Raw genomic sequence first — 26,752 nt, 5'->3', positions numbered from 1 at the left:
CGGCTACAGCTTCACGGCCACAGCTTCACGGCTACACTTTGCGTTTTCCCACACTTTGCGCCGTCCGCGAAATTCGATGAACGATCTCGATCCGTCGTCCCCCGTTTCCGTGTCGTCCGAATGGCCGATAGAACCGCGCGGCGAAGCCGCAGCCGGCGCGCGTGCGGCCGTGCGCGCGCTGCGCGCCTCGCAGATCCGCGAAGTGGCCAACGCGGGCTTCGGCGTGCCCGACGTGCTGCCGTTCTGGTTCGGCGAGTCGGACCGGGTGACGCCGCCGTTCATTCGCGAGGCCGCCGCCGAGGCGCTCGGGCGCGGCGACACGTTCTACACGCACAACCTCGGCATCGCGCCGCTGCGCGAGTCGCTCGCACGCTACGTGAGCGAGTTGCACGGCGCGACGCCGATGGAACACATCGCGGTGACGAGCGCCGGCGTGAACGCGCTGATGCTGGCGGCGCAACTCGTGGTGGGCGCGGGCGACCGCGCGGTGGCGGTGACGCCGCTATGGCCCAATCTCGTCGAGATTCCGAAGATTCTGGGCGCGACGGTCGAAACGGTGGCGCTCGAATACGGCGAACGCGGCTGGGCGCTCGATCTCGACCGTCTGCTGGCGGCGCTCGTGCCGGGCACGAAACTGCTGATGATCAATTCGCCGAACAACCCGACCGGCTGGGTGATGACGCGCGACGAGCAGCGCGCGGTGCTCGCGCATTGCCGCCGCCACGGCATCTGGATCGTCGCCGACGAAGTGTACGAGCGCCTTTACTACGGTGCGGCGGGCGAGCGCAGCGCGCCTTCGTTCCTCGATCTGGCCGCGCGCGACGAACGCCTGATCTGCGTGAATTCGTTCTCGAAGGCGTGGCTCATGACGGGCTGGCGGCTCGGCTGGATGGTCGTGCCGCGCGCGCTCACCGACGATCTCGGCAAGCTGGTGGAGTACAACACGTCGTGCGCGCCGTCGTTCGTGCAGCAGGCGGGCATCGCGGCCGTGGAGCAGGGCGAGCCGTTCACGCGCGCGCTGGTCGCCGACCTGCGCGCGTCGCGCGACCATCTTGCGGCGGCGCTCGCGAAGCTGCCGGGCGTCGACGTCAAGGCGCCGCCCGGCGCCATGTATCTCTTTTTCCGGCTGCCGGGCGCGGCGCGCAGCCTCGACCTGTGCAAGGCGCTGGTGCGCGACGCGGGTCTGGGTCTCGCGCCGGGCAGCGCTTTCGGCGCCGAGGGCGAGGGCTTCGTGCGCTGGTGCTATGCGTGCGATCCGGCGCGGCTCGACGCGGGCGTGGCGCGGCTCGCGCGCTATCTCGAGGCAAACGGCGCGCGTTGAGGGCGTTTTGCCCCGCCGCGGTGCGGGCTGCGCCCGTTGAGGTGAAGCCCGGACATGCTGCTTTACGCACCCCGCGTTTTTGCGTAATATGGCGCTCAGTCACGCGAATCCCTACGGGATCTTTCGCTGCTCCGTCCGGCTGGGTCTGGCTCTTGCCTGCGCATGTGTTGTCTAGCGGCCCCCCGGTGCGTGCTCCCATCAATATGACCGATCAGAATCGGGCGAGCGCGTCTCCAGTTCCATATCGTCTTTCGTCTGTCTGATCCGGTTCCTTGAACCTGATTTACCTTAACTAGGTCTGACCTGGCTGCATGAATACCCTAGAGGCGAAGATCGTCCTCGAGACTGCATTGATCTGCACGCAGGAGCCGCTGAAGATCGGTGATCTGCGCAAGCTGTTTGCCGACGATATATCGGCCGATACGGTTCGCAACCTGCTCGAAGACCTGCGGCACGAGTGGTCGGGGCGCGGCGTCGAACTGGTCGGGCTGGCGTCCGGCTGGCGCTTCCAGAGCAAACCGGCAATGCGGACCTACCTCGACCGCCTGCACCCCGAAAAGCCGCCGCGTTATTCGCGCGCGGTGCTCGAAACGCTCGCCATCATCGCGTACCGGCAGCCGGTCACGCGCGGCGACATCGAGGAAATTCGCGGCGTCACGGTCAACACGCAGGTGGTCAAGCAGCTCGAGGACCGCAACTGGATCGAAGTGATCGGTCATCGGGACGTGCCGGGCCGCCCGGCGTTGTACGCGACCACGCGTCAATTTCTCGACGACCTGGGTCTGAAGTCGCTCGACGAATTGCCGCCGCTCGACGATCCGTCGAACCAGTTGGGCGAGCAGTTGCTGGCGCAGCACGCGATCGAATTCCCGGACAGCGACGCGGCGCAGTTCGCCGCGCAGGGCGAATCGAGCGAAGCGGTGGAATCGGCGGGACCGGTGGAATCGGTGGAATCGGCAGGAGCGGGCGAGGCCGACGATCCGCAGGCGCCGGATGCGGCACCCGACGCGGGCGTGACGCCGCAACTGGCCGAAGATGTCGCGTCGAGCGCGACGGCACCGGACGAAGCCGCGCAGGACGCGGATCTGGCGAACGACGTTGCGGGCGCGCGGGTTGCGAATACGGCCGATGCCGATCTTGACGCGGCGCTGCCTCAAGCCGTGGAAGCGCACGACGAAGCACCCCACGAGGACGCCGCGGCGCGGAGCCCTCACGCCGAAACGCACTCCGCCGCGCACGCGGTCGAGGCCGCCGGCGCAGAACACGAAGACCGCCGCGACGCGGCGCAGGACGACCCCGTCTCGACGACGGACGACGAAGCCGCCCCGCGCGGCATCTGACGCAACACGCACTTTTGACGCGCCCCGCAAGCGGGCGCGCAACCTGACATTTTGAGGTTGTTTTGACAGATATCCACGATACCGATTCGGCCGACGCGTCCGAATCCTCGCGCCGCCCGTCAGCCGCGCGCGACGACGAACCGCGCGTGTCGCAGGTCGAAGGCGGCGCGCCGGGCGGAGATTCCCAGGGCGGCGAAGGCGAAGATCGTCCGCGCCGCGGTTTGCGCCGCGGTCCGCGCAGCCTGATCGCGCGCCGCCGCGCGGGGGCGAAAGCGAAAGCCGAAGGCACGGACGGCGCGGACGCCCCGGCTGCGTCGGCGACCACGGAAATGCCGCCGGACGGCGTGATCGCCGCGCAGGTGCGCACGCCGCGCAAGGATGCCGGCGCGCGCAAGGGCCGCCGCCAGAATGCAGCGGAAGGCGAATCGCAGGCCGAGGGGCGCAGTGAGGCTCGCAGCGAGGGACGCAATGAAGCGCGTCGTGAGCCGCGCGGCGACCGTCAAGGCGAATCGACGGGCGAGCGTCGCGGCGCGCGTCAGCAGGGCGCGAGCAAGCGCCAGAAAAATCAGCCCGGCCAGCAAGGCCAGAATCGCGGCGATGCGCGTGGCGACGCGTCGGCCGCCGGCGGCGATTCGACGCAAGACGATCTGTTCCTTTATGTCACCTCGCCCGCGTTCGACGCCGATAACGGCACGGGTTCGGGCGTGCGCGCGCCGATGCTGCGCCGCGGCCGGCCGCAGCAGCCCAAGCGCGTGCTGAGCCCGGACGACGACGCGCCGAAGCTGCACAAGGTGCTCGCCGACGCGGGCATGGGCTCGCGCCGCGACATGGAGGAGCTCATCATCGCCGGACGCGTTTCGGTGAACGGCGAGCCGGCCCATATCGGCCAGCGCATCCTGCCGACCGACCAGGTGCGCATCAACGGCAAGCCGATCAAGCGCAAGCTGGCCAGCAAGCCGCCGCGCGTGCTGCTCTATCACAAGCCGACCGGCGAGATCGTGAGCCACGCCGACCCGGAAGGCCGCGCGTCGGTGTTCGACCGGCTGCCGAGCATGAAGACGGCGAAATGGCTCGCGGTCGGCCGTCTCGACTTCAACACCGAAGGTCTGCTCATGCTGACCACTTCGGGCGATCTCGCGAACCGTTTCATGCACCCGCGCTACAGCGTGGAGCGCGAATACGCGGTGCGCGTCGTCGGCGAGCTGACTGAGGGCAATCGCCAGAAGCTGCTCAAGGGCATCGAGCTGGACGACGGTCCCGCGAACTTCCTGCGTATCCGTGACGGCGGCGGCGAAGGCACGAATCACTGGTATCACGTCGCGCTCGCCGAAGGGCGCAACCGCGAAGTGCGCCGTATGTTCGAGGCGGTCGGCCTGATGGTGAGCCGCCTGATCCGCACGCGCCACGGCCCGATCGCGCTGCCGAAGGGCCTCAAGCGCGGCCGCTGGGAAGAACTGGAGGACAACCAGGTGCGCAGCCTCATGGCGGCGGTCGGCCTGAAGGCGCCGGCCGAAGAGAAGGGCGGTCGCGGCGGCAAGGAGCAGGAGCGCCGTCAGCCGGACCCGATGCAAACGTCGATGGGCTTCATCAACCGCGAGCCGGTGCTCAGCTCGCACGGCGCGATGGGGCAGCCGCGCCAGGGCGGCCGTCGCGGTGCGGCGACGGGTTTCGGCGCGGGCAGCGGCGCGGGCAGCGGCGCGGGCGGCTTCGGTTCGGGCTTCGGCGGCGGCCGTGGCGGCAATCGCCCGACGAATCGTCCGGCCGGCGGCCGCGATGTCGACGGCAATCGCGCACCGGCCGCGGGCAAGCGCCCCGGCGGCGGCGCCAACGCCAACGCGAACGGCAACCGGCGCGGTCCGGGCGGCAAGAACACGGGCGGCAACGCCGGCGGCAATCGCGCGGGCGGCGGCAATGCCGGTGGCAACCGCAGCGGCGGTCAGCGCGGCGCGCCGCGCAACCGCACGCGCGGCCACTGAGCCGGCGGCGCAACGACGCAACGCTTCGCCACGGATAAGCGGCGTCTGGCGGCCTCGCGAAGAGGCCGCCAGACGCCGTTTTCTTTCGCGCGCTTTTTCCGGCGCGGGTCGATTGGCGAATGCGCGCGGAGAAAATTTGCGCGAATCGCCGCGAAAAAGCTTGAATTCCAGCCCGGAGCGTCATAAATGCGCGAACGGGCGCACAAGGCCGCAAGGCCGTGCCCGCGCGGGCCTTGATTTGCGTTAATGTCCAAAAAAGGCTAGAATCTCGGAGTCGCTGGGCGTGCGGCTTTTACGCGCCCCAGATGCGACCACCCGGTGAGAATGGGCAAGATGGGCGTCTAGCCCATTTTTTTTTGGTTCGGCCACTTGTCGTTGCCACTTGCTGCTGCCATTGGCCGCTCGTGAGCTTGTCGGCGGTTGCCAGCGCGCAATCCGCGTCGAACCGGTTTTTCACCGCAAGTGGTGCGTCATCGTGGGGCCGAGTGCAAGGTATTGGCAGGGTGAAAGCGCGCGCGCTCACCTGGCGCGCGGCCCGCGAAACCCATGGAATGGGGAGTTGCCGGCCCGCTGCGTAAATTTTGGAGTGGGCATTGTGCAACTGACGGAACTGATTGAAACCACGGTCACCGGGCTCGGTTACGAGCTGGTCGACCTCGAGCGCACCGGGCGCGGCATGCTGACCATCTTCATCGATCAGCCTGCGGGGATCGCAATCGAGGACTGCGAGAAGGTCACGCGTCAGCTGCAGCACGTTCTGACGGTCGAGAACATCGACTACGAGCGGCTCGAAGTCTCGTCGCCCGGCCTCGACCGTCCGCTGAAGAAACTGGCGGACTTCGAACGCTTCGCAGGCTGCGAGGCGGTCATCACGTTGAAAAAGCCATTGGACGGACGGAAATCGTACCGGGGTATCGTGCATGCTCCCGAAGGCGAAACCATCGGTCTGGAATTCGAAGGGAAGACGGGGCCCGCGATGCTCGATTTCACGCTCGCGGACATCGATAAAGCACGTCTTATCCCCAAAGTTGACTTTAGGAGCCGCAAACAATGAGTCGCGAAGTGTTGATGCTGGTGGACGCGCTGGCACGCGAGAAAAATGTCGACAAGGACGTGGTGTTCGCCGCCCTTGAAGCGGCGCTTGCATCGGCGTCCAAGAAACTCTTCGACGAGGATGCGGACATTCGCGTGCATATCGACCGCGAAAGTGGCGAACACGAAACGTTCCGCCGCTGGCGCGTGGTGCCGGACGAAGCGGGCCTCCAGGAGCCGGACCAGGAAATCCTGCTGTTCGAGGCGCGCGAGCAGGACCCGCAAGCGCAGATCGACAGCTTCATCGAGCAGCCGGTGCCTTCGGTCGAGTTCGGCCGTATCGGCGCGCAGGCCGCCAAGCAGGTCATCCTGCAAAAGGTGCGCGACGCCGAACGCGAGCAGATCCTCAACGACTTCCTCGAGCGCGGCGAAAGCATCATGACCGGCACGGTCAAGCGCATGGACAAGGGTAATTTCATCGTCGAGTCGGGCCGTGTCGAAGCGCTCCTGCGCCGCGACCAGTTGATTCCGAAGGAAAACCTGCGCGTGGGCGACCGCGTGCGCGCCTGGATCGCCAAGGTCGACCGCACCGCGCGCGGCCCGCAGATCGAACTCTCGCGCACGGCGCCCGAGTTCCTGATGAAGCTGTTCGAGATGGAAGTGCCGGAAATCGAGCAGGGTCTGCTCGAAATCAAGGCAGCGGCGCGCGATCCGGGCGTGCGCGCCAAGATCGGCGTGATCGCCTACGACAAGCGCATCGACCCGATCGGCACCTGCGTCGGCATTCGCGGCTCGCGCGTGCAGGCCGTGCGCAACGAACTCGGTGGCGAGAACGTCGACATCGTGCTATGGTCGGAAGATCCCGCCCAGTTCGTGATCGGCGCGCTCGCGCCGGCTGCCGTCCAGTCGATCGTCGTCGACGAAGAAAAGCATTCGATGGACGTGGTGGTCGACGAAAGCGAGCTCGCAGTCGCGATCGGCCGCAGCGGTCAGAACGTTCGCCTCGCCGGCGAACTGACCGGCTGGCAGATCAACATCATGACGCCGGACGAATCCGCGCAGAAGCAGAATCAGGAGCGCACCGTGCTGCGCGACCTGTTCATGGCGCGTCTCGACGTGGACGAAGAAGTCGCCGACATCCTGATCGACGAAGGCTTCACGAGCCTCGAAGAGATCGCCTACGTGCCGCTCAACGAAATGCTGGAAATCGAGGCGTTCGACGAGGACACCGTGCACGAGCTGCGCAACCGCGCGCGCGACGCGCTGCTCACGCAGGCGATCGCGAACGAGGAAAAGGTGGAAAGCGCCGCGCTTGACCTCAAGAGTCTCGACGGCATCGACCCGGACCTGCTCGCGAAACTGGCGCAGCACGAGGTGCATACCCGCGACGAGCTTGCCGAGCTGGCCGTGGACGAGCTGGTCGAAATGACGGGAATGGAAGAGGACGCCGCCAAGGCGTTGATCATGAAGGCACGTGAGCACTGGTTCGAATAAGCCTTTCGAGGCGCGAATCGGGGCGCGACGAGCAGGAAGCGACCATGACCCACTGAACTGATCGCGGCGGGGCCGGGCAGAAAGCCTGGCACCCACGGCCGCATGAACCGATGTCAACCGCAAGGAATCGGTCCTTGCATTAAGAGGAATGAATGGCGAGTAACAACGTAGCCCAATTTGCCGCGGAACTGAAAATGCCTGCAGGCGTGCTGCTCGAGCAGTTGCAGGCGGCGGGCGTCACCAAAGCGAGCGAAGCCGACTCCTTGTCCGAAACGGACAAGGCGCGTCTGCTCGACCACTTGCGCAAGTCTCACGGCTCGACGGATGCAGACAAGCGCAAGATCACGCTGACGAAACGGCATACGTCGGAAATCAAGCAGTCCGATGCGACGGGCAAAGCTCGCACCATTCAGGTCGAGGTGCGCAAGAAGCGCACTTTCGTCCGCCGCGACGAAAATGCCGACGAGGCACAGGCACCGGATCATGCAGTCGACGCAGCCGCGGCCGCCGAAGAGGCGGAATTGCAGCGTCGCGAGGAAGAAGCGCGCCGTGAGGCGGAGCTGCTCGAGCGTCAGGCTCTGGAGCTGAAGGAGCGTCAGGAGCGCCTAGCGCGCGAGGAATCCGAGCGCCGCGCGCGCGAAGAGGCTGCCGAAGCCGAGCGCCGCCGCGCCGAGGAAGAAGTCGCCAAAAAGAAGGCGGCGGCGGACACCGCCGCTCGCGAGCTGGCCGCGCAGGCCGTGGCCGCGCAGCGCAACGCCGAAGCGGAAGCGAAAGAAGTGAAGCAACAGCAGGACCAGCAGGACGAACAGCGCGCCGCCGCCGAGCGCGCCGCGCAGCGCGAAGCAGCCCAGAAGGCCGAAGCCGCCGCGCGCGAAGCCGCCGAAAAGGCACAGAAGGAACAAGACGAAATCGCGCGCCGCCGTGCGGCTGCCGAGGCCGAAGCACGCGCGATTCGCGAAATGATGAACACGCCGCGCAAGGCGCAGGTGAAGGCGCCCGAGCCGCCCAAGCCGGCCGAAGCGCCGAAGCCCGCGGAAGCGAAGGGCACGCTGCACAAGCCCGCGCGCCCGGAAGGCGCACCCGCGCGTCCCGCTGCCGGCGGCGCCGGCGCGGCCGCGAAGAAGCCCGCCACGGCGGCGGCGCCCTCGGCGCCGGGCGCCGGTGCGGGCGCGGGCGACCGCAACAAGAAGCCGGGCGCAGGCAAGGGCGGCTGGCAGGACGACGCGTCCAAGCGTCGCGGCATCAAAACGCGCGGCGATTCGTCGGGCGGCGTGGACCGCGGCTGGCGCGGCGGGCCGAAGGGCCGTGGCCGCCATCAGGACGCTTCGACGTTCCAGGCGCCGACCGAGCCGATCGTGCGTGAAGTTCACGTGCCGGAAACCATCACGGTGGCCGACCTCGCGCACAAGATGTCCGTGAAGGCGTCGGAAGTCATCAAGGTGATGATGAAGATGGGCCAGATGGTCACCATCAACCAGATGCTCGACCAGGAAACGGCGATGATCATCGTCGAGGAACTCGGCCACCGTGCGGTTGCCGCGAAGCTCGACGACCCGGAAGCGCTGCTGGTCGAAGGTCAGGCCACGGTGACGGACGCCGAGCAACTGCCGCGTCCGCCGGTCGTCACGGTCATGGGTCACGTCGACCACGGCAAGACGTCGCTGCTCGACTACATCCGCCGCGCCAAGGTCGCAGCGGGCGAAGCGGGCGGCATCACGCAGCACATCGGCGCTTATCACGTCGAAACGCCGCGCGGCGTCATCACGTTCCTCGACACGCCGGGTCACGAGGCCTTCACGGCCATGCGTGCCCGCGGCGCGAAGGCTACCGACATCGTCATTCTGGTGGTGGCGGCCGACGACGGCGTGATGCCGCAGACGAAGGAAGCCATCTCGCACGCGAAGGCGGCGGGTGTGCCGCTCGTCGTGGCGATCAACAAGATCGACAAGCCGGATGCGAATCCCGAGCGAGTCAAGCAGGAACTGGTCGCGGAAGGCGTCGTGCCGGAAGAATACGGCGGCGACTCGCCGTTCGTGCCGGTGTCGGCGAAAACCGGCGCGGGTATCGACGACCTGCTCGAAAACGTGCTGCTGCAAGCCGAAGTGCTGGAACTGAAGGCGCCGGTGGAAGCGCCGGCCAAGGGCCTCGTGATCGAAGCGAAGCTCGACAAGGGCAAGGGTCCGGTGGCAACGATCCTCGTCCAGTCGGGCACGCTCAATCGCGGCGACGTCGTGCTGGCAGGCAGCGCCTACGGCCGCGTGCGCGCGATGCTCGACGAAACCGGCAAGCCGACCAAGGAAGCCGGCCCGTCGATCCCGGTCGAAATCCAGGGTCTTTCGGAAGTGCCGGGCGCGGGCGAGGAAGTCATCGTGCTGCCGGACGAGCGCAAGGCGCGTGAAATCGCCATGTTCCGTCAAGGCAAGTTCCGCGACGTGAAGCTCGCGAAGCAGCAGGCCGCGAAGCTCGAAAACATGCTCGAGCAAATGGGCGAAGGCGAAGTGCAAAACCTGCCGCTCATCGTCAAGGCCGACGTGCAGGGCTCGCAGGAAGCGCTGGTTCACGCGCTCCTCAAGCTCTCGACGAGCGAAGTGCGCGTGCAGATCGTGCATGCCGCCGTGGGTGGCATCAGCGAAAGCGACGTCAACCTGGCAACGGCTTCGAAGGCGGTCATCATCGGCTTCAACACGCGTGCCGATGCACTCGCGCGCAAGCTGGCCGAGACCAACGGCGTGGACATCCGCTACTACAACATCATCTATGACGCTGTGGATGAGGTGAAGGCGGCGATGTCGGGCATGCTGGCGCCGGAAAAGCGCGAAGTCATCACGGGCATGGTCGAAGTGCGCCAGGTCTTCAAGGTGCCGAAGGTGGGCACGGTGGCCGGCTGTATGGTCACGGACGGTATCGTCAAGCGGTCGTCGTCGGTGCGCGTGCTGCGCAACAACGTCGTCATCCATACGGGCGAGCTGGATTCGCTCAAGCGCTTCAAGGACGACGTCAAGGAAGTCAAGCAAGGCTTCGAGTGCGGTATGTCGATCAAGAACTTCAACGACATCGTCGAAGGCGATCAGTTCGAAGTGTTCGAGATCACCGAAGTCGCGCGTACGCTGTAAGTTTCCAGCGCATACGCAGGACGGGCGGGGCGGGCGCTGGCCAGCCCCGCCCGTTTGTTTTTATGCGGCCGCTTTCGTTCGTGGCGATGATCGCCCCGGCGAGGCGTGCCGCCCTGAATGCCGCCGCAACAGGTGGAACCATCATGCCGAAAAAACGTTCTTCTCCGAATCGCAACGTGCAGATTGCCGATCAGATCCAGCGCGATCTCTCCGAGCTGATGCGCGAAGTGAAGGACCCGCGCGTGGGTCTCGTGACGATCCAGAGCGTCGAGCTCACGCCCGACTACGCCCACGCGAAGGTCTATTTCACGACGCTCACGGGCGACCCCCAGGCCACGCAGGAAGCGCTCAATCACGCCGCGGGCCATCTGCACAACCAGCTTTTCAAGCGCCTGCACATTCATACGGTGCCGACGCTGCATTTCCACTACGACGTATCGGTCGAAAAGGGCGTGGCGATGTCGCGTCTGATCGACGAGGCCAACGCCTCGCGCGCGAAAGACGACTGACACCGCTCGCATGACCGATTCCTCACGCAATTCCCAGGGCGCGCGGCCGAAGATCCCGCGCCGCCTGCTCGACGGTGTGCTGCTGCTGGACAAGCCGCTCGGCCTTTCCAGCAACGACGCGCTGATTCGCGCCAAGCGCCTTTATCGCGCGAAAAAGGCGGGTCATACGGGCACGCTCGATCCGCTCGCGACCGGTTTGCTGCCGCTGTGTTTCGGCGAGGCGACCAAGTTCTCGCAGGATTTGCTCGACGCGGACAAGACCTACGAGGCGACGATGCGCCTCGGCATTCGCACGGCAACGGGCGACGCCGAAGGCGAAGCCGTCGAGACGCGCGCGGTGACGTGCGACGAAGCCGCGGTGCGCGAAGTCATGACGCGCTTTGTCGGCGACATCGTGCAGGTGCCGCCGATGTATTCGGCGCTCAAGCGCGACGGCAAGCCGCTCTACGAATACGCGCGCGCGGGCCGGACGGTCGAGCGCGAAGGGCGCGCCGTGAGGATTCTCGCGCTGGAATGGATCGACGCCGCGTTGCCCGACGTGACGTTTCGCGTGACGTGCAGCAAGGGCACGTATGTGCGCACGCTCGCGGAAGATATCGGCGAGGCGCTCGGCTGCGGTGCGCATCTCGTGATGCTGCGGCGCACGGGCGTGGGCGCGCTCACGCTCGAACACGCGGTGACGCTCGACACGTTGAACGGCGCCGACGAGCCCGCGCGCGACGCCTGGCTGCAACCCGTCGACGCGCTGCTTTCGACGTTTCCCGCCGTGACGCTCGATGCCGAAGCCGCGCGCCGCTTCGCGCACGGCCAGCGCTTGCCGCTCAACGCGCTCGCTCTCGATCGTTCGGCGTGCGAAGCGGCCGAGCGCGTGCGCGTCTACGATGCGGCGGGGCGCTTGCTAGGTGTCGCGAAAGCAGCGAGCGGCGTGCTCGCGCCCGAACGGCTCGTGGTGAGCGCACAGGGCTGAAGGCCGCGGCATTCCACGCGCGCTCGGTGCGGGGTCGATGCACACCGCGGCGCGCGTGATTCGAATCGACATAAAAAAATGGCACGCCGGTGACGAACCGGACGTGCCATTTTTCATGGCGCGGCGCGCGCCGTATCAGTGTGCCGCCGAGGCGGCCGCGCCTGCATCGGCGCTGCCCGCGCGCTCCGGACGCGTGATCCAGATCAGCGCGATCAGCACGATGAAGATCGCCGACGAGATGAAGAACAGGTCGTTCACGCCGAGCTGCGCGGCCTGCTGCGAGAGCATGCGGTCGAACAGGCCGTGCGCCTGCGCGGGATCGAGGCCGGCGGCGTTCTGCATCTGCTGGATCGACTGGTTGAACACCGGGTTGGTCGGCGTGGCCACTTCGGTCAGGCGCGCGTGGTGATACGTCGTGCGGTGATCCCACGCCGTTTCGAAGATCGACGTGCCGATGCCGCCGCACATGATCCGCACGAAATTCGACAGGCCCGACGCCGCCGGAATGCGGTGCCCCGGCAAGCCGGAAAGCGTGATCGACACGAGCGGAATGAAGAGGCCCGCCATGCCGATGCCCTGGATCAGCGTGGGCAGCGTGAGCGACCAGGTATCCACGCCGGTGGTGTAGCGCGAGCGCATCCAGAAGCACAGCGCGAACACCACGAACGCCATGGTGGCGATATAGCGCGGGTCGGTGCGCGGCAGGATCTTGCCGGTGATCGGCGAGAGCAGGACCGCGAAGAAGCCGACGGGCGCCATCACCAGCCCGGCGTCCGTGGCCGTATAGCCGATGTCGGTTTGCAGCCACAGCGGCAGCAGCACGAGATTGCCGAAATACAGCCCGTAGCCGATCGAAAGCGCGATCGTGCCGCCCGTGAAATTGCGCCGCGCGAACAGCGAAAGGTCGACGACGGGGTGTGCGGCGGTCAGTTCCCAGACCACGAAGAACGCGAACGCGATGATGGCCGTGAGCGCGAGCACGACGATCGTGGTGGACGAAAACCAGTCGAGGTCCTTGCCCTTGTCGAGCATGACCTGGAGCGAGCCGACCCAGACGATCAGGAGTGCCAGGCCCACGCCGTCGATCGGCGCCTTGCGCACGGCCGAGTCGCGGTTGCGGAAGATCGCCCACGTGGCGCCGGCCGCGATGATGCCGACCGGAATGTTCACGTAGAAGATCCACGGCCACGAGATGTTGTCGGAGATCCAGCCGCCGAGAATCGGCCCCGCGACCGGTGCGATCAGCGTGGTCATCGACCACATCGAAAGCGCCATGGGCGCCTTCGCGCGCGGGTAGCTCGCGAGCAGCAGCGTTTGTGAAAGCGGGATCATCGGGCCGGCCACGGCGCCTTGCAGCACGCGCGAGGCGAGCAGGAAGGGCAGCGTGGGCGCGAGGCCGCACATCCACGACGAGATCACGAACAGGATGATCGACGCCATGAAAAGGCGCACCTGGCCGATGCGCTCGGTGAGCCAGCCGGTGAGCGGCACGGAGATCGCGTTCGCCACGGCGAACGAGGTGATGACCCACGTGCCCTGGTCCGACGACACGCCGAGGTCGCCCGAGATCGACGGGATCGAGACGTTCGCGATGGACGTGTCGAGCACGTTCATGAACACCGCGAGCGACACCGCAATGGTGCCGATCACGAGTTGCGCGCCCTGTAGCGGTGGATGGACGACGGGTTGTTGTGCTGCTGCCATTTGCCGTGCCTGACTTACCTTTTATGTGCCGGGTGTTGCGTCGCTCGCGCCTGCGTGCGCGGCATCAGCTCTTGGCGCCGGTCCGGGCCGGCGAGACCTGCGCCGCGTTGCTTGCCGCGCGGTTCGTATTCGGGCCCGCGTTTTCGGCGATGATGCGCGCGATTTCGGCGTTGGCTTCGTCGCCGTACTTTGCGAATACGTCGGTCTGATAGACGGTGTTCTGCGCGTTGCCGAGCTGGCTGCCGCCGTCGTCCTTGATGTTCACGTCGACCTGCATCGACAGGCCGATGCGCAGCGGATGCTGTTGCAGTTCGTTCGGATCGAGCGAGATACGCACCGGCAGACGCTGCACTACCTTGATCCAGTTGCCCGTGGCATTCTGCGCGGGCAGAAGCGAGAACGCCGAACCCGTACCGGCCGAGAAGCCGATGACCTTGCCGTGATACGTCACCGCCGAGCCGTACACGTCGGCCGTCATTTCCACCGGCTGGCCGATGCGCATGTGCTTCAGTTGCACTTCCTTGAAGTTCGCGTCGACCCACACGGCATTCAGCGGCACCACCGACATGAGCGGCGTGCCCGGCGAGACGCGCTGGCCGACCTGCACCGAACGCTTCGCCACGTAACCGGTGACCGGCGCGGGCAGCGTGTTGCGCGCGTTGGCGAGATACGCGTCGCGCACCTTGGCGGCGGCGGCTTCGACGTTCGGATGATTCGCGATCGTCGTGTTGGCCGTGAGCGCGCGGTTCGCGGCGAGTTGCTGCTGGGCGGCGTCGAGCGCGGCTTCGGCGCTTCGCACCGTGTCGCGGGCGTGCGAGATTTCTTCCTGCGAGACGGCGCCCGTCTGCGCGACCTGCACGCGGCGGCGCAGATCGTCCTGCGCGCGCGAGAGGTCGGCCTGACGCACGGCCACCTGCGCCTGGTACTGGCTGTCGTCGGCGAACAGGCCGCGCACCTGGCGCACCGTCTGCGCGAGGTTCGCTTCGGCCTGCTCCAGCGCGACGCGCGCGTCCGCCGGGTCGAGCAGCACGAGCGGGTCGCCGATATTGACGGTTTGCGTGTCGTCGGCTTTCACGGCGATCACGGTGCCCGTGACCTGCGGCGTGATCTGCACGACGTTGCCGTTCACGTAGGCGTCGTCGGTGCCTTCGGTGAAGCGCGCGACGAGGAAGTAGTAGAGGCCGTAAGCGATGGCTGCAATCACGATCACGAGGACGAGCAGCGTCATCATGCGCTTGCGCTTGCCGCTGTTCGCGTTCGGCTGCGGATTGGCGGCCGGCTGCTGGGGGGTGCTCATGGAAGGATCTCCGGGTTCTTGCGTGTTTGGCGGTGCTTTATTAATGGCTTAGTTCGATGCGGCTTGCGCGGTCCTGGCGTCCTTCACATAGGCGCCGCGCCACGGCGCGCCGTTCACGTCGCTCTGGCCTTGCGGGGCGTTCGGCGCCGCGCCCGCGCCATCGGCGCCTTGCGCGGCTTCGCTGCCGACCTGCGCCGGCGGCGCGAGGCCCGCGCCTTGCGCGTCGAAACCGCCGCCGAGCGCCTTGATCAGCGCCATCTGCTGATCGGTGCGCTGCGACTTGAGGTTCGTCACCGTCTGTTCGGCGGCGAGGCGGTTCTGGTCGGCGCTGAGCACCTGAAGCTGCGGCGAAAGCCCCGCCCGGTAGCGGATCACGGCGAGCTGATACGCCTTCGCCGAAGCGTCGAGCGCGTTCTGCGCATCGACCATCTGCCTGTCGGACGAGCGGATCGCGGAGACCTGCGTGGCCACGTCCTGGAACGCGCCGATCAGCGTCTGGTTGTACGACGCGACGTCGCCTTCGAAATCGGCATAGCGGCCTTTGAGCTGCGCGCGCAACGCCCCCGCGTCGAAGATCGGCAGATGCACGGCCGGCCCGATGTTCATCTGGCGGCTCGTGAAATTGAGGAATTTGCCCCAGCCGAACGCATCGAAACCGATCCCGGCCGCGAGGTTCACGTCGGGATAGAACTCGGCCTTCGCTTCCTTCACGTCGTGCATCGAAGCCTCGACCTGCCAGCGCGCGGCGACGATATCGGGGCGGCGCGCGACGAGATCGGCGGGCAGATTGTCGGGCAGCGCCACCTTGGCGTTCGGGTTGATCACCGGATTCGCGATCTGCAAGCCGCGGTCCGGTCCCTTGCCGAGCAGCGCGCCCAACTGATAGCGCACGCTTTCGATCTGGCCGTCGATCTGCGAGAGATTCGCCTGGCTCGTCGCGATATTGCCGTTGGCGGTCTGGCGCTCGACGTTGGTGTCGAGACCGGCCACCACGCGGCCGTTCGTGATGGTGCCGATCGTCTGGCGATTCTGGATTTCGCGCGCGGCGATGTCGCGCAGCGCGTAGAGCTGCGCGAGCTGGTTGTAGGTGCGCGCGACCGAGGCGGCGAGCGTGATGCGCGCCTGCTGCATGTCGGCTTCGGCGGCGCGCTGCTGCGAGACCGCCTGCGCGAGACGCTGGCGATTCTTGCCCCAGAGGTCGAGATCCCACGAGGCGCTCGCGAGCACGTTGTTCTCGCTATACCAGCTGCCGCCGTACGGGGGCGGGAACAAGCCGTTCGCGGAGTACAGCTCGCGCGTCCACGAATAGCTGGCGTTGACCTTCGGCGCGAGCGCCGACTTCGAGGTTTCGATATACGACGACGCGCGGGCGATGCGCGCCTGCGCCTGCGCGATGGTCGGATTGCCGTCGAGCGCCTCGTCGATCAGCTTCGGCAGTTGCGGGTCGCCGAACTGCGCGGCCCAGTCGAGCGTGGGCCACTGGCCGCCTTGCGAGGGCACGCTTTGCGAAGTTTCGAATTGCTGCGGCTGCGCGATGGTCTTGTCGCTATGAATGCCGACGTAGTTCGCGCAACCCGACAGGGCAAGCGCCGCGACCGCGGCCGCCAACGCCGCCCGGCCGGACAGCGCCCGCGCCGCCGGCGCGAACTCGGTTTGGGATGTCATTGCTCGTCTCGTTGCTTGAGAAGGTGATGTGATGCTGGACGATGCAGCTATTTTTCTGTCCGACAAATTCAAATTTGCTTGCCCCGTCACGAATTGGCCGGCGGATTCTGGCTCGCGTTTTGCACAGCTTCGCAGCTATTGGCGAGAACCCGCCGCAACATGTTCTTCAGAAAGCCCACTTCCTCGGGCGAGAGGCCGTTGCACATCTGTTCCGTGACGTTCTGGAAGATCCCCGGCATGCGCGCCGCGATGCCCGAGCCTTCCGGCGTGAGCGCGAGGCGCACCGCGCGGCGGTCCTCGGAACTGCGCACGCGTTCGAGCAGCCCGCGCTTTTCCAGCCGGTCCACGAGCCGCGTGACGGCGCTCGCGTCGATGCCGTATTCGCGCGCCAGTTCCGCGGCGAGCAGGCACTTGCCGCTGCCCACCATGAAAAGCACGCTGGCTTGCTGGCTCGTCACGCCCAGTTCCGCGACCGTGCGCTGGGTAATCATGTTCGACAGCGTCGATTTCACCCGGGAAATCAGGTAGCCGACGCTTTCGCCGAAGTCGTAGTCGAGCACTTCGGGAGGCAGCGAGGGAGTCGGATCCGTCATGATTCAGCTGCGACTGCAATGGTTGACCAGGCAGGGAGTATAGGGTGCGGTAGTTGCCGCGACAAGGGTTTTATTCTGCCTTTGCCGAGAAACCTTTGCAGCGTAGGGTCTTAATTCATATCGAATAAGCATGAGAAAATCCGCGGCGACAGGCGCGTCGGCGCGGTGTTTTCTGACAATTCGGATGCGGGGACGGGACGGCGTCCCTCGTGCGACGCGGCGTTATCGACGGGAAGCCGGTCCTCAAAGCGGGCTGCCAGCGCGCTGCCAATGCAAGGCCATTTAGTTCCAGTGCGCGCGTCGAACGGCTTGCGCAGGATCATTTCACTTGCGCGTGCTATAATTTCAGGTTCCCAAAAGTGCGTCATCGAAGCCCGCCCGCGTGACGCGTCCGAAATGGACCGAAACGCCCGTCCGGCGGCGCACTCAACTGTACCCAGGTTCCTATGTCCCGCGCCCTTCGCAACATCGCCATCATCGCCCACGTCGACCACGGCAAGACCACGCTCGTCGACCAACTGCTGCGCCAGTCCGGCACGTTCCGCGACAACCAGCAGATCGCCGAACGCGTCATGGATTCGAACGACATCGAAAAAGAGCGCGGGATCACGATTCTCTCGAAGAACTGCGCGGTCGAGTACGAAGGCACGCACATCAATATCGTCGACACCCCGGGCCACGCCGACTTCGGCGGCGAAGTGGAGCGCGTGCTCTCGATGGTCGACTCGGTGCTGCTGCTCGTCGACGCCGTGGAAGGCCCGATGCCGCAAACGCGCTTCGTCACGAAGAAGGCGCTCGCGCTCGGCCTGAAGCCGATCGTGGTCGTCAACAAGATCGACCGCCCGGGCGCGCGCATCGACTGGGTGATCAACCAGACCTTCGACCTGTTCGACAAGCTCGGCGCGACCGAAGACCAGCTCGACTTCCCGGTGGTGTACGCCTCGGGCCTGAACGGCTACGCCTCGCTTTCGCCGGACGCGCGCGAAGGCGACATGCGCCCGCTGTTCGATGCCGTGCTCGAACACGTGCCCGTGCGCGACGCCGACCCGGAAGGTTCGCTGCAACTGCAAATCACCTCGCTCGACTATTCGGCGTATGTGGGCCGTATCGGCGTGGGCCGCATCAAGCGCGGCCGCATCAAGCCGGGCCAGCCGGTGGCGCTGCGCTTCGGCCCCGAAGGTCAGGTCATGAACCGCAAGATCAACCAGGTGCTGGCATTCAGCGGCCTGGAGCGCGTGCAGGTCGAATCGGCCGAAGCCGGCGACATCGTGCTGATCAACGGTATCGAAGACATCGGTATCGGCGCGACCATCTGCGCGGTGGACAACCCCGAAGCGCTGCCGATGATCACGGTGGACGAGCCCACGCTCACGATGAACTTCCTCGTGAACTCCTCGCCGCTCGCCGGCAAGGAAGGCAAGTTCGTGACGAGCCGCCAGATTCGCGACCGTCTCACGAAGGAGCTGAACCACAACGTCGCGCTGCGGGTGAAGGACACCGGCGACGAAACCACGTTCGAAGTGTCGGGCCGCGGCGAGCTGCACCTGACCATCCTGATCGAAAACATGCGCCGCGAAGGCTACGAGCTGGCCGTGTCGCGTCCGCGCGTGGTGCTGCACGAAGTCGACGGCGTGAAGCAGGAGCCGTACGAATTGCTGACCGTGGACGTCGAGGACGGCCACCAGGGCGGCGTGATGGAAGAACTGGGCCGCCGCAAGGGCGAAATGCTCGACATGGCGTCGGACGGCCGCGGCCGCACGCGTCTCGAATACCGCATTCCGGCGCGCGGCCTGATCGGCTTCCAGGGCGAATTCATGACGCTCACGCGCGGCACCGGCCTGATGAGCCACGTGTTCGACGCTTACGGCCCGGTCAAGGAAGGCTCGCTCGGCGAGCGCCGCAACGGCGTGCTGATCTCGCAGGACGACGGCGCGGCCGTCGCCTATGCGCTGTGGAAGCTGCAAGATCGCGGCCGCATGTTCGTGAAGCCGGGCGACGCGCTGTACGAAGGCATGATCATCGGCATTCACAGCCGCGACAACGACCTCGTCGTGAACCCGATCAAGGGCAAGCAGCTCACCAACGTGCGCGCCTCGGGCACCGACGAAGCCGTGCGTCTGGTTCCGCCGATCCAGATGTCGCTCGAATACGCCGTGGAATTCATCGACGACGACGAACTCGTGGAAGTCACGCCGCAGTCGATCCGCCTGCGCAAGCGTCATCTGAAAGAGCACGAGCGCCGCCGCGCGAGCCGCGAAGCGGGCGCCGAGTAATTTGGCTTTTGCTCTTTTTTGCGCGTTGCAATGCAAACAGGCAATCAGGAAAGCCGCCGCTCCATGGGCGGCTTTTTTGCGTCCGGCGGGGATTGCATCGCAGTGCGGGAAGAGAGTGTTGCGAACGCCGCAAAGGCCCGATTTGAAAGGCTTTCATGCGATGTTCGGTCACATTGCGTCCTATGGGGACTTGCGCATATGCGCTATACTCCGCGGATGCATGATTTAGGTCCTTCCAAGCAGACTTGATTCGCAATCCGCTAAACGGTCAGGCCGTGGCGCGGAAGGTTGAGTAACCCGCTATTTCTCGCGAAGCGCGAAGAAAGGTGAGCGTAAATGTCGGAAACAATGAAGCAATTCCAGCTGAACTCGTATCTGTTCGGCGGCAATGCTCCGTATGTCGAAGAGCTATACGAAGCATATCTTGACAACCCCGCGTCGGTCCCGGACACCTGGCGCGAATACTTCGACGCACTGCAAAACGTGCCGTCGTCGAGCGGCACGGCCGACAACGACATCGCCCACGGGCCGATCGTCGAGTCGTTCGCCCAGCGCGCCAAGGCCAATGCCTTCGTGCCGAAGGGCGGCGGCGAGGATCTCGCCACGGCACGCAAGCAGGTCTACGTTCAGTCCCTGATTGGCGCCTACCGCTTTCTCGGCTCGCAATGGGCCAACCTCGATCCGCTGAAGCGTCGCGAGCGTCCGGCCATCCCCGAACTCGAACCTGGTTTCTACGACTTCACCGAAGCCGACATGGACCAGACGTTCAGCGCCACGAACCTCTATTTCGGTTTCGAGCGCGCCACGCTGCGCGAGATCGTCAAGGCGCTGCGCGACACGTATTGCGGCACGCTCGGCGCCGAATACATGTACATCAGCGATCCGGAACAGAAGCGCTGGTGGAAGGAGCGTCTCGAGTCGATCCGCTCGACGCCCAACTTCTCGAACGACAAGAAGAAGCACATCCTTCAGCGCCTGACGGCAGCCGAAGGCCTCGAGCGCTTCCTGCACACCAAGTACGTCGGCCAGAAGCGCTTCTCGCTCGAAGGCGGCGAAAGCTTCATCGCGGCCATGGACGAAGTCGTTCGTCACGGCGGCGCAAAGGGCGTGCAGGAAATCGTCATCGGCATGGCCCACCGCGGCCGCCTGAACGTGCTGGTCAATACGCTCGGCAAGATGCCGGCGGACCTTTTCGCCGAATTCGAAGGCAAGCACGTCGACGACCTGCCGGCAGGCGACGTGAAGTATCACAAGGGCTTCTCGTCGGACGTCGCCACCGAAGGCGGCCCGGTCCACCTGTCGCTCGCGTTCAACCCGTCGCATCTCGAAATCGTCAACCCGGTCGTCGAAGGGTCGGCCAAGGCCCGTATGGACCGCCGCGGCGACGAGCAAGGTCTCCAGGTTCTGCCGGTGCAGATCCACGGCGACGCGGCCTTCGCGGGCCAGGGCGTCGTGATGGAAACGCTGAACCTCGCGCAAACGCGCGGTTACGGCACGCACGGCACGCTGCATATCGTCATCAACAACCAGATCGGCTTCACGACGTCGGACCCGCGCGATGCGCGCTCGACGCTGTATTGCACGGACGTGGTCAAGATGATCGAAGCGCCGGTGCTGCACGTGAACGGCGACGACCCCGAAGCGGTCGTGCTGGCCGTTCAGCTCGCGGTCGAATTCCGCATGCAGTTCCACAAGGATGTCGTCGTCGACATCATCTGCTTCCGCAAGCTCGGCCACAACGAGCAGGACACGCCGGCGGTCACGCAGCCGCTGATGTACAAGACCATTGCGAAGCACCCCGGCACGCGCGCGCTGTACGCTGAAAAGCTCGTGCAGCAGGGCGTGATCACGGCGGAAGACGGCGACAACTACGTGAAGGCGTACCGCGCCGCGATGGACGAAGGCCACCACACGGTCGACCCGGTGCTCTCGAACTACAAGAGCAAGTACGCGGTGGACTGGGTGCCGTTCCTGAACCGCAAATGGACCGACGCCGCCGATACGGCCGTGCCGCTCGCGGAACTCAAGCGCCTCGCCGAACGCATCACCACGATCCCCGAGAACTTCAAGGTTCACCCGCTCGTCGAGCGCGTCATCAACGACCGCCGCGCGATGGGCAAGGGCGAAGCGAAGCTCGACTGGGGCATGGGCGAGCATCTCGCGTACGCTTCGCTGGTCGCTTCGGGCTACGCCGTGCGTCTGACCGGCCAGGACTCGGGCCGCGGCACGTTCACGCACCGTCACGCCGTTCTGCACGATCAGAACCGCGAACGCTGGAACGACGGCACGTACATTCCGTTGCAGAACATCGGCGAGAACCAGGCGCAGTTCACGGTGATCGACTCGGTGCTGTCGGAAGAAGCGGTGCTGGGCTTCGAGTACGGCTATTCGACCGCCGAGCCGAACACGCTCGTCGCGTGGGAAGGCCAGTTCGGCGACTTCGTGAACGGCGCGCAAGTCGTGATCGACCAGTTCATCTCGTCGGGCGAAGTGAAGTGGGGCCGCGTTTCGGGTCTCACGATGCTCCTGCCGCACGGCTACGAAGGTCAGGGCCCGGAGCACTCGTCGGCGCGCATCGAACGTTTCCTGCAACTGTGCGCGGAGCACAACATGCAGGTCGTTCAGCCGACCACGCCGGCGCAGATCTTCCATCTGCTGCGCCGCCAGATGATCCGCCTGTTCCGCAAGCCGCTCATCGTCTTCACGCCGAAGTCGCTGCTGCGTCACAAGGAAGCCGTGTCGGATCTGTCGGAACTCGCGAAGGGTTCGTTCCAGCCGGTGCTCGGCGAAGTGGACGAAACCATCGACGCGAAGAAGGTCAAGCGCGTGGTGGCCTGCTCGGGCCGCGTGTACTTCGACCTCGTCGCGCATCGCCGCGAGACCAAGGCGAACGACGTTGCGATCGTGCGTATCGAACAGCTCTATCCGTTCGCGCACAAGCAGTTCGAAGCGGAGCTGAAGAAGTACGACAACGCGACCGAAGTGGTCTGGGTGCAGGACGAGCCGCAGAATCAAGGCCCGTGGTTCTACATCGAGCACCATCTGCGTGAAGGCATGAAGGAAGGCCAGAAGCTCGCGTACAGCGGCCGTCCGGCTTCGGCTTCGCCGGCAGTCGGCTACTACGCGAAGCACTACGAGCAGCAGAAGGCGCTGATCGAAGGTGCGTTCGGCCGCCTGAAGGGCGCGCAGGTCGCCAAGTAAGCACAACGAGCAAATCGAACCGGGAAAGCGCGCCCCCTATTGCGCGCGCTTTCCCGCGCTCACGTGCGCGACCCGGTTCGTCATAGATACGTATTCAGGAAAATCACATGGCTATTGTTGAAGTCAAGGTCCCCCAGCTTTCGGAGTCGGTTTCGGAAGCCACGATGCTCCAGTGGAAGAAGAAGCCGGGCGAAGCCGTCGCGGTTGACGAAATCCTCATCGAACTGGAAACGGACAAGGTGGTCCTCGAAGTGCCCGCGCCGGCCGCTGGCGTGCTCGCCGAGATCGTGGCGAACGACGGCGACACCGTCGTGGCCGATCAAGTGATCGCGAAGATCGACACGGAAGCCAAGGCTGGCGCCGCCGCGGCTCCGGCCGCCGCCGCTGCCCCGGCTGCCGCGCCCGCAGCCGCTCCGGCCGCTGCCCCGGCCGCTGCCGCTGCCGCTGCCGCGTCGACGTCGAGCAGCAACGTTGCCTCGCCCGCCGCCACCAAGCTGATGGCCGAAAAGGGCCTGTCGGGCGGCGACGTCGCCGGCACGGGCCGCGACGGCCGCATCACGAAGCAGGACGTGCTGGGCGCGGGCGCGCCCAAGGCCGCTCCGGCCGCCGCGCCGGCTGGCAAGCCTGCCGCCGCCAAGCCGTCGCTGCCGCAAGTCAGCGCGCCGGCATCGGCCGCGAACTGGCTCAACGACCGTCCGGAACAGCGCGTGCCGATGTCGCGCCTGCGCGCGCGTATCGCCGAGCGTCTGCTCGAGTCGCAGCAAACCAACGCCATTCTCACGACGTTCAACGAAGTGAACATGGCGCCGGTCATGGACCTGCGCAACAAATACAAGGACAAGTTCGAGAAGGAACACGGCGTGAAGCTCGGCTTCATGTCGTTCTTCGTGAAGGCCGCGGTCCACGCCCTCAAGAAGTTCCCGCTCGTGAACGCGTCGATCGACGGCAACGACATCGTCTACCACGGCTACTTCGACATCGGTATCGCGGTCGGTTCGCCGCGCGGCCTGGTGGTGCCCATCCTGCGTAACGCAGACCAGATGAGCCTCGCCGACATCGAGAAGAAGATCGCCGAATTCGGCCAGAAGGCCAAGGACGGCAAGCTTTCGATCGAGGAAATGACGGGCGGCACGTTCTCGATCTCCAACGGCGGCGTGTTCGGCTCGATGCTTTCGACGCCGATCATCAACCCGCCGCAGTCGGCGATCCTCGGCGTTCACGCGACCAAGGAACGCGCCGTGGTGGAGAACGGCCAGATCGTGATCCGTCCGATGAACTACCTCGCGATGTCCTACGACCACCGCATCATCGACGGCCGCGAAGCCGTGCTGTCGCTGGTCGCGATGAAGGACGCGCTGGAAGATCCGGCCCGCCTGCTGCTCGACCTGTAATCGCCCGTGCGCGACGGCGCGCGTGGCTTGAAAGCACGCCCGCCGTCGCGATATAGGCAATGACGCCTGGCAGTATGTCAGGCAGCCAGTCTCTCGCATTTGCGCAGTACTGAAGCCACGCGCGCCGCGAAGCGCGGCCGCGTCGCTTAGCCATCAAAAGGATAGTCATGTCCAAAGAATTCGACGTCGTCGTGATCGGCGCCGGCCCCGGCGGCTATATCGCGGCAATCCGCGCCGCCCAGCTCGGCAAGTCGGTTGCCTGTATCGAAAAGTGGAAGAACCCGGCCGGCGCGCTCAAGCTCGGCGGCACCTGCCTGAACGTGGGCTGCATTCCGTCGAAGGCGCTGCTCGCTTCGTCGGAAGAGTTCGAGAATGCCTCGCATCATCTGGCCGACCACGGCATCAGCGTGGGCGACGTCAAGATCGACGTCGCGAAGATGCTCGCCCGCAAGGAGAGCATCGTCGAGAAGATGACGAAGGGAATCGAATTCCTGTTCCGCAAGAACAAGATCACGTGGCTCAAGGGTCACGGCAAGTTCACCGGCAAGAACGAAGCCGGCGTGCAGATCGAAGTCTCGGGCGAAGGCGAAACGGAAACCGTCACGGCGAAGAACGTCATCATCGCGACGGGTTCGAAGGCGCGCCACCTGCCGGGCATTCCGGTCGACAACAAGATTGTCGCCGACAACGAAGGCGCGCTCTCGTTCGACACGGTGCCGAAGAAGCTGGCCGTGATCGGCGCCGGCGTGATCGGCCTGGAACTGGGTTCGGTGTGGCGCCGCCTCGGCGCGGACGTGACCGTGCTCGAAGCGCTGCCGGAATTCCTCGGCGCGGCCGACCAGGCGCTCGCGAAGGAAGCCGCCAAGCTTTTCAAGAAGCAGGGTCTCGACATTCACGTGGGCGTGAAGGTCGGCGAAGTGAAGGCCACGGACAAGAGCGTCGCGATCAACTACACGGACAAGGACGGCAACGCGCAAGTGCTCGAAGCCGACCGCCTGATCGTGTCGGTCGGCCGCGTGCCGAACACCGACAACCTCGGTCTCGAAGCGATCGGCCTGAAGGCCAACGAGCGCGGTTTCATCGACGTGAACGAGCATTGCGCGACGAGCGTGCCGAACGTCTATGCGATCGGCGACGTGGTGCGCGGCCCGATGCTCGCGCACAAGGCCGAGGACGAAGGCGTGCTGGTGGCCGAGATCATCGACGGCCAGAAGCCGCATATCGACTACAACTGCATTCCGTGGGTGATCTACACCGAGCCGGAAATCGCATGGGTCGGCAAGACGGAGCAGGCGCTCAAGGCCGAAGGCCGCGAGATCAAGACCGGCCAGTTCCCGATGATGGCCAACGGCCGCGCGCTCGGCATCAACAAGGCCGACGGCTTCGTGAAGATGATCGCCGACGCCAGGACCGACGAACTGCTCGGCGTACACATCATCTCGGCGAACGCATCGGACCTGATCGCGGAAGCCGTGGTGGCGATGGAATTCAAGGCGGCCGCCGAAGACATCGGCCGCATCTGCCATCCGCACCCGTCGCTCTCCGAAGTCATGCGCGAAGCCGCGCTCGCAACCGACAAGCGCGCGCTGAACATGTAAGCGCGCGCGGGCAGGGCGCAGGACCGTTGCGGTTTGCGCCCGGCTCCGCTTGACTTGGCATCACCGAGAGGCGGTTGGGTTCGATCCCACCCGCCTTTCTTTTTTTCGCTCGCATCGACCGCCCGGCGGCCCACGAAATGAACGTCACCGAATACTACGAAAAAGAACTGCAGAATCGCGGATACAAGCCCGATGCGGCGCAGCGCGTCGCGATCGAGCGGCTGCAACGGTGCTACGACGAATGGGTCGAATACAAGTCGCGCCGCTCGAACGCGTTCTGGAAGCTCATCAACCGGCCCGAATTGCCGCGCGGCGTGTACATGTGGGGCGGCGTGGGGCGCGGCAAGAGTTTTCTGATGGACAGCTTCTACGCGGTCGTGCCGGTGCAGCGCAAAACGCGTTTGCACTTCCACGAATTCATGCGCGAGGTGCATCGCGAACTCGAAGAATTGAAAGGGCAGGCCGATCCGCTCGACGAACTCGCGCGCCGCATCGCGAAGCGCTACCGCCTGATCTGCTTCGACGAATTCCACGTTTCGGACATCGCCGACGCGATGATCCTGTACCGGCTGCTGGACGGCCTCTTCAAGAACGGCGTGCAGTTCGTGATGACGTCGAATTACGATCCCGATCTGCTGTATCCCGACGGCTTGCACCGCGACCGCATGCTGCCCGCCATCGAGCTCATCAAGAGCAAGCTCGACGTGCTGAACGTGGACGCCGGCATCGACTATCGTCAGCGCACGCTGGCCCAGGTCGAGGTCTATCACACGCCGCTCGGCGCGGCGGCCGACAAGGCGCTGCGCCACTCGTTCGCGCAACTCGCCGCCGTGCCCGACGAAAGCCCGATCCTGCATATCGAAAAGCGCGAGCTGAAGGCGCTGCGCAAGGCCGACGGCGTGGTCTGGTTCGATTTCGCGACGCTGTGCGGCGGCCCGCGCTCGCAAAACGACTATCTCGAACTGGCGAGCCGCTTTCACGCCGTGGTTCTCTCCGACGTGCCGCAGATGACGCCGCGCATGCAGTCGGAAGCGCGCCGCTTCACCTGGCTCATCGACGTGTTCTACGACCACAAGGTCAAGCTGCTGATGTCGGCCGCGGTGCCGCCCGAGCAGCTTTATGTCGAAGGACCGATGGCCAGCGAGTTCACGCGCACGGTGTCGCGCATCGTCGAAATGCAGTCGAAGGAGTATCTCGAAACGCCGCGCCGGATCGTCGATACGGCGCTGACCTGAGCCTCGCCGGGCGCCGCCGGTTATCGTAAAAATGTGGCGCATT

General features: G+C 65.6%; 17 protein-coding genes. 13 read left to right on the top strand and 4 right to left on the bottom strand.

All coding sequences use genetic code 11. From position 1 onward, the window contains the following. The first annotated feature begins 76 nt into the window (after nucleotides 1-76). From U5805_RS03260 to truB, 8 genes are all read left to right on the top strand, one after another. Complete coding sequence (locus tag U5805_RS03260) at nucleotides 77-1,321, top strand: pyridoxal phosphate-dependent aminotransferase (RefSeq protein ID WP_322101995.1); 1,245 nt, start codon at nucleotides 77-79, stop codon at nucleotides 1,319-1,321. 311 nt (nucleotides 1,322-1,632) lie between these two features. Then, a complete protein-coding gene (gene scpB / locus U5805_RS03255; protein WP_322101994.1) occupies nucleotides 1,633-2,661 on the top strand; it encodes an SMC-Scp complex subunit ScpB in 1,029 nt (342 codons plus the stop codon). Nucleotides 2,662-2,723: 62 nt separating this feature from the next. Then, nucleotides 2,724-4,637, top strand: a complete 1,914-nt coding sequence (gene rluB, locus U5805_RS03250) for a 23S rRNA pseudouridine(2605) synthase RluB (protein ID WP_322101993.1) — start codon at nucleotides 2,724-2,726, stop codon at nucleotides 4,635-4,637. A gap of 595 nt (nucleotides 4,638-5,232) precedes the next feature. Next, a complete protein-coding gene (gene rimP, locus U5805_RS03245) occupies nucleotides 5,233-5,691 on the top strand; it encodes a ribosome maturation factor RimP (protein WP_322102089.1) in 459 nt (152 codons plus the stop codon). After that, nucleotides 5,688-7,163 (top strand): transcription termination factor NusA, encoded by a 1,476-nt coding sequence (gene nusA, locus U5805_RS03240; RefSeq protein WP_322101992.1) that lies wholly within the window; start codon nucleotides 5,688-5,690, stop codon nucleotides 7,161-7,163. The genes rimP and nusA overlap by 4 nt, the downstream gene beginning before the upstream one ends. A 152-nt stretch (nucleotides 7,164-7,315) precedes the next feature. Beyond that, complete coding sequence (gene infB, locus U5805_RS03235) at nucleotides 7,316-10,276, top strand: translation initiation factor IF-2 (protein WP_322101991.1); 2,961 nt, start codon at nucleotides 7,316-7,318, stop codon at nucleotides 10,274-10,276. A 143-nt stretch (nucleotides 10,277-10,419) separates the two neighbouring features. Further along, nucleotides 10,420-10,785 (top strand): 30S ribosome-binding factor RbfA, encoded by a 366-nt coding sequence (gene rbfA, locus U5805_RS03230; protein ID WP_322101990.1) that lies wholly within the window; start codon nucleotides 10,420-10,422, stop codon nucleotides 10,783-10,785. A gap of 10 nt (nucleotides 10,786-10,795) precedes the next feature. Then, nucleotides 10,796-11,752: a tRNA pseudouridine(55) synthase TruB gene (gene truB, locus U5805_RS03225; RefSeq protein ID WP_322101989.1), complete on the top strand. Its 957-nt coding sequence runs from the start codon at nucleotides 10,796-10,798 to the stop codon at nucleotides 11,750-11,752. 135 nt (nucleotides 11,753-11,887) lie between these two features. On the opposite strand, the gene U5805_RS03220 is transcribed toward truB, so the two are convergent. The 4 genes from U5805_RS03220 to U5805_RS03205 form a co-directional block, all read right to left on the bottom strand. Next, entirely contained in the window at nucleotides 11,888-13,456 is a 1,569-nt protein-coding gene (locus U5805_RS03220) for a DHA2 family efflux MFS transporter permease subunit (RefSeq protein WP_322101988.1), read from the bottom strand. Between the two features lie 64 nt (nucleotides 13,457-13,520). Then, entirely contained in the window at nucleotides 13,521-14,753 is a 1,233-nt protein-coding gene (locus tag U5805_RS03215; RefSeq protein ID WP_322101987.1) for an EmrA/EmrK family multidrug efflux transporter periplasmic adaptor subunit, read from the bottom strand. A 48-nt stretch (nucleotides 14,754-14,801) separates the two neighbouring features. Next, nucleotides 14,802-16,418, bottom strand: coding sequence for an efflux transporter outer membrane subunit (locus U5805_RS03210; RefSeq protein WP_322101986.1), 1,617 nt, complete (start codon nucleotides 16,416-16,418; stop codon nucleotides 14,802-14,804). Between the two features lie 86 nt (nucleotides 16,419-16,504). After that, nucleotides 16,505-17,011, bottom strand: a complete 507-nt coding sequence (locus U5805_RS03205; protein ID WP_322101985.1) for a MarR family winged helix-turn-helix transcriptional regulator — start codon at nucleotides 17,009-17,011, stop codon at nucleotides 16,505-16,507. 446 nt (nucleotides 17,012-17,457) lie between these two features. Between U5805_RS03205 and typA the strand changes: the two genes are divergently transcribed. From typA to zapE, 5 genes are all read left to right on the top strand, one after another. Then, nucleotides 17,458-19,284 carry a translational GTPase TypA gene (gene typA / locus U5805_RS03200; RefSeq protein ID WP_322101984.1) on the top strand — a complete coding sequence of 609 codons (1,827 nt, stop codon included), beginning with the start codon at nucleotides 17,458-17,460 and terminating at the stop codon, nucleotides 19,282-19,284. Nucleotides 19,285-19,620: 336 nt separating this feature from the next. After that, nucleotides 19,621-22,485 carry a 2-oxoglutarate dehydrogenase E1 component gene (locus tag U5805_RS03195; protein ID WP_322101983.1) on the top strand — a complete coding sequence of 955 codons (2,865 nt, stop codon included), beginning with the start codon at nucleotides 19,621-19,623 and terminating at the stop codon, nucleotides 22,483-22,485. 107 nt (nucleotides 22,486-22,592) lie between these two features. Beyond that, nucleotides 22,593-23,876 carry a 2-oxoglutarate dehydrogenase complex dihydrolipoyllysine-residue succinyltransferase gene (odhB, locus tag U5805_RS03190; RefSeq protein WP_322101982.1) on the top strand — a complete coding sequence of 428 codons (1,284 nt, stop codon included), beginning with the start codon at nucleotides 22,593-22,595 and terminating at the stop codon, nucleotides 23,874-23,876. 167 nt (nucleotides 23,877-24,043) lie between these two features. After that, nucleotides 24,044-25,474, top strand: a complete 1,431-nt coding sequence (gene lpdA, locus U5805_RS03185) for a dihydrolipoyl dehydrogenase (RefSeq protein ID WP_322101981.1) — start codon at nucleotides 24,044-24,046, stop codon at nucleotides 25,472-25,474. A 137-nt stretch (nucleotides 25,475-25,611) separates the two neighbouring features. Further along, nucleotides 25,612-26,709: a cell division protein ZapE gene (gene zapE / locus U5805_RS03180; RefSeq protein WP_322101980.1), complete on the top strand. Its 1,098-nt coding sequence runs from the start codon at nucleotides 25,612-25,614 to the stop codon at nucleotides 26,707-26,709. The last annotated feature ends 43 nt before the right edge of the window (nucleotides 26,710-26,752 follow it).

It is taken from the genome of Paraburkholderia sp. J41 (assembly GCF_905220235.1).
Lineage (GTDB): Bacteria > Pseudomonadota > Gammaproteobacteria > Burkholderiales > Burkholderiaceae > Paraburkholderia.
This window is presented reverse-complemented; position numbering and strand designations above follow the sequence as displayed.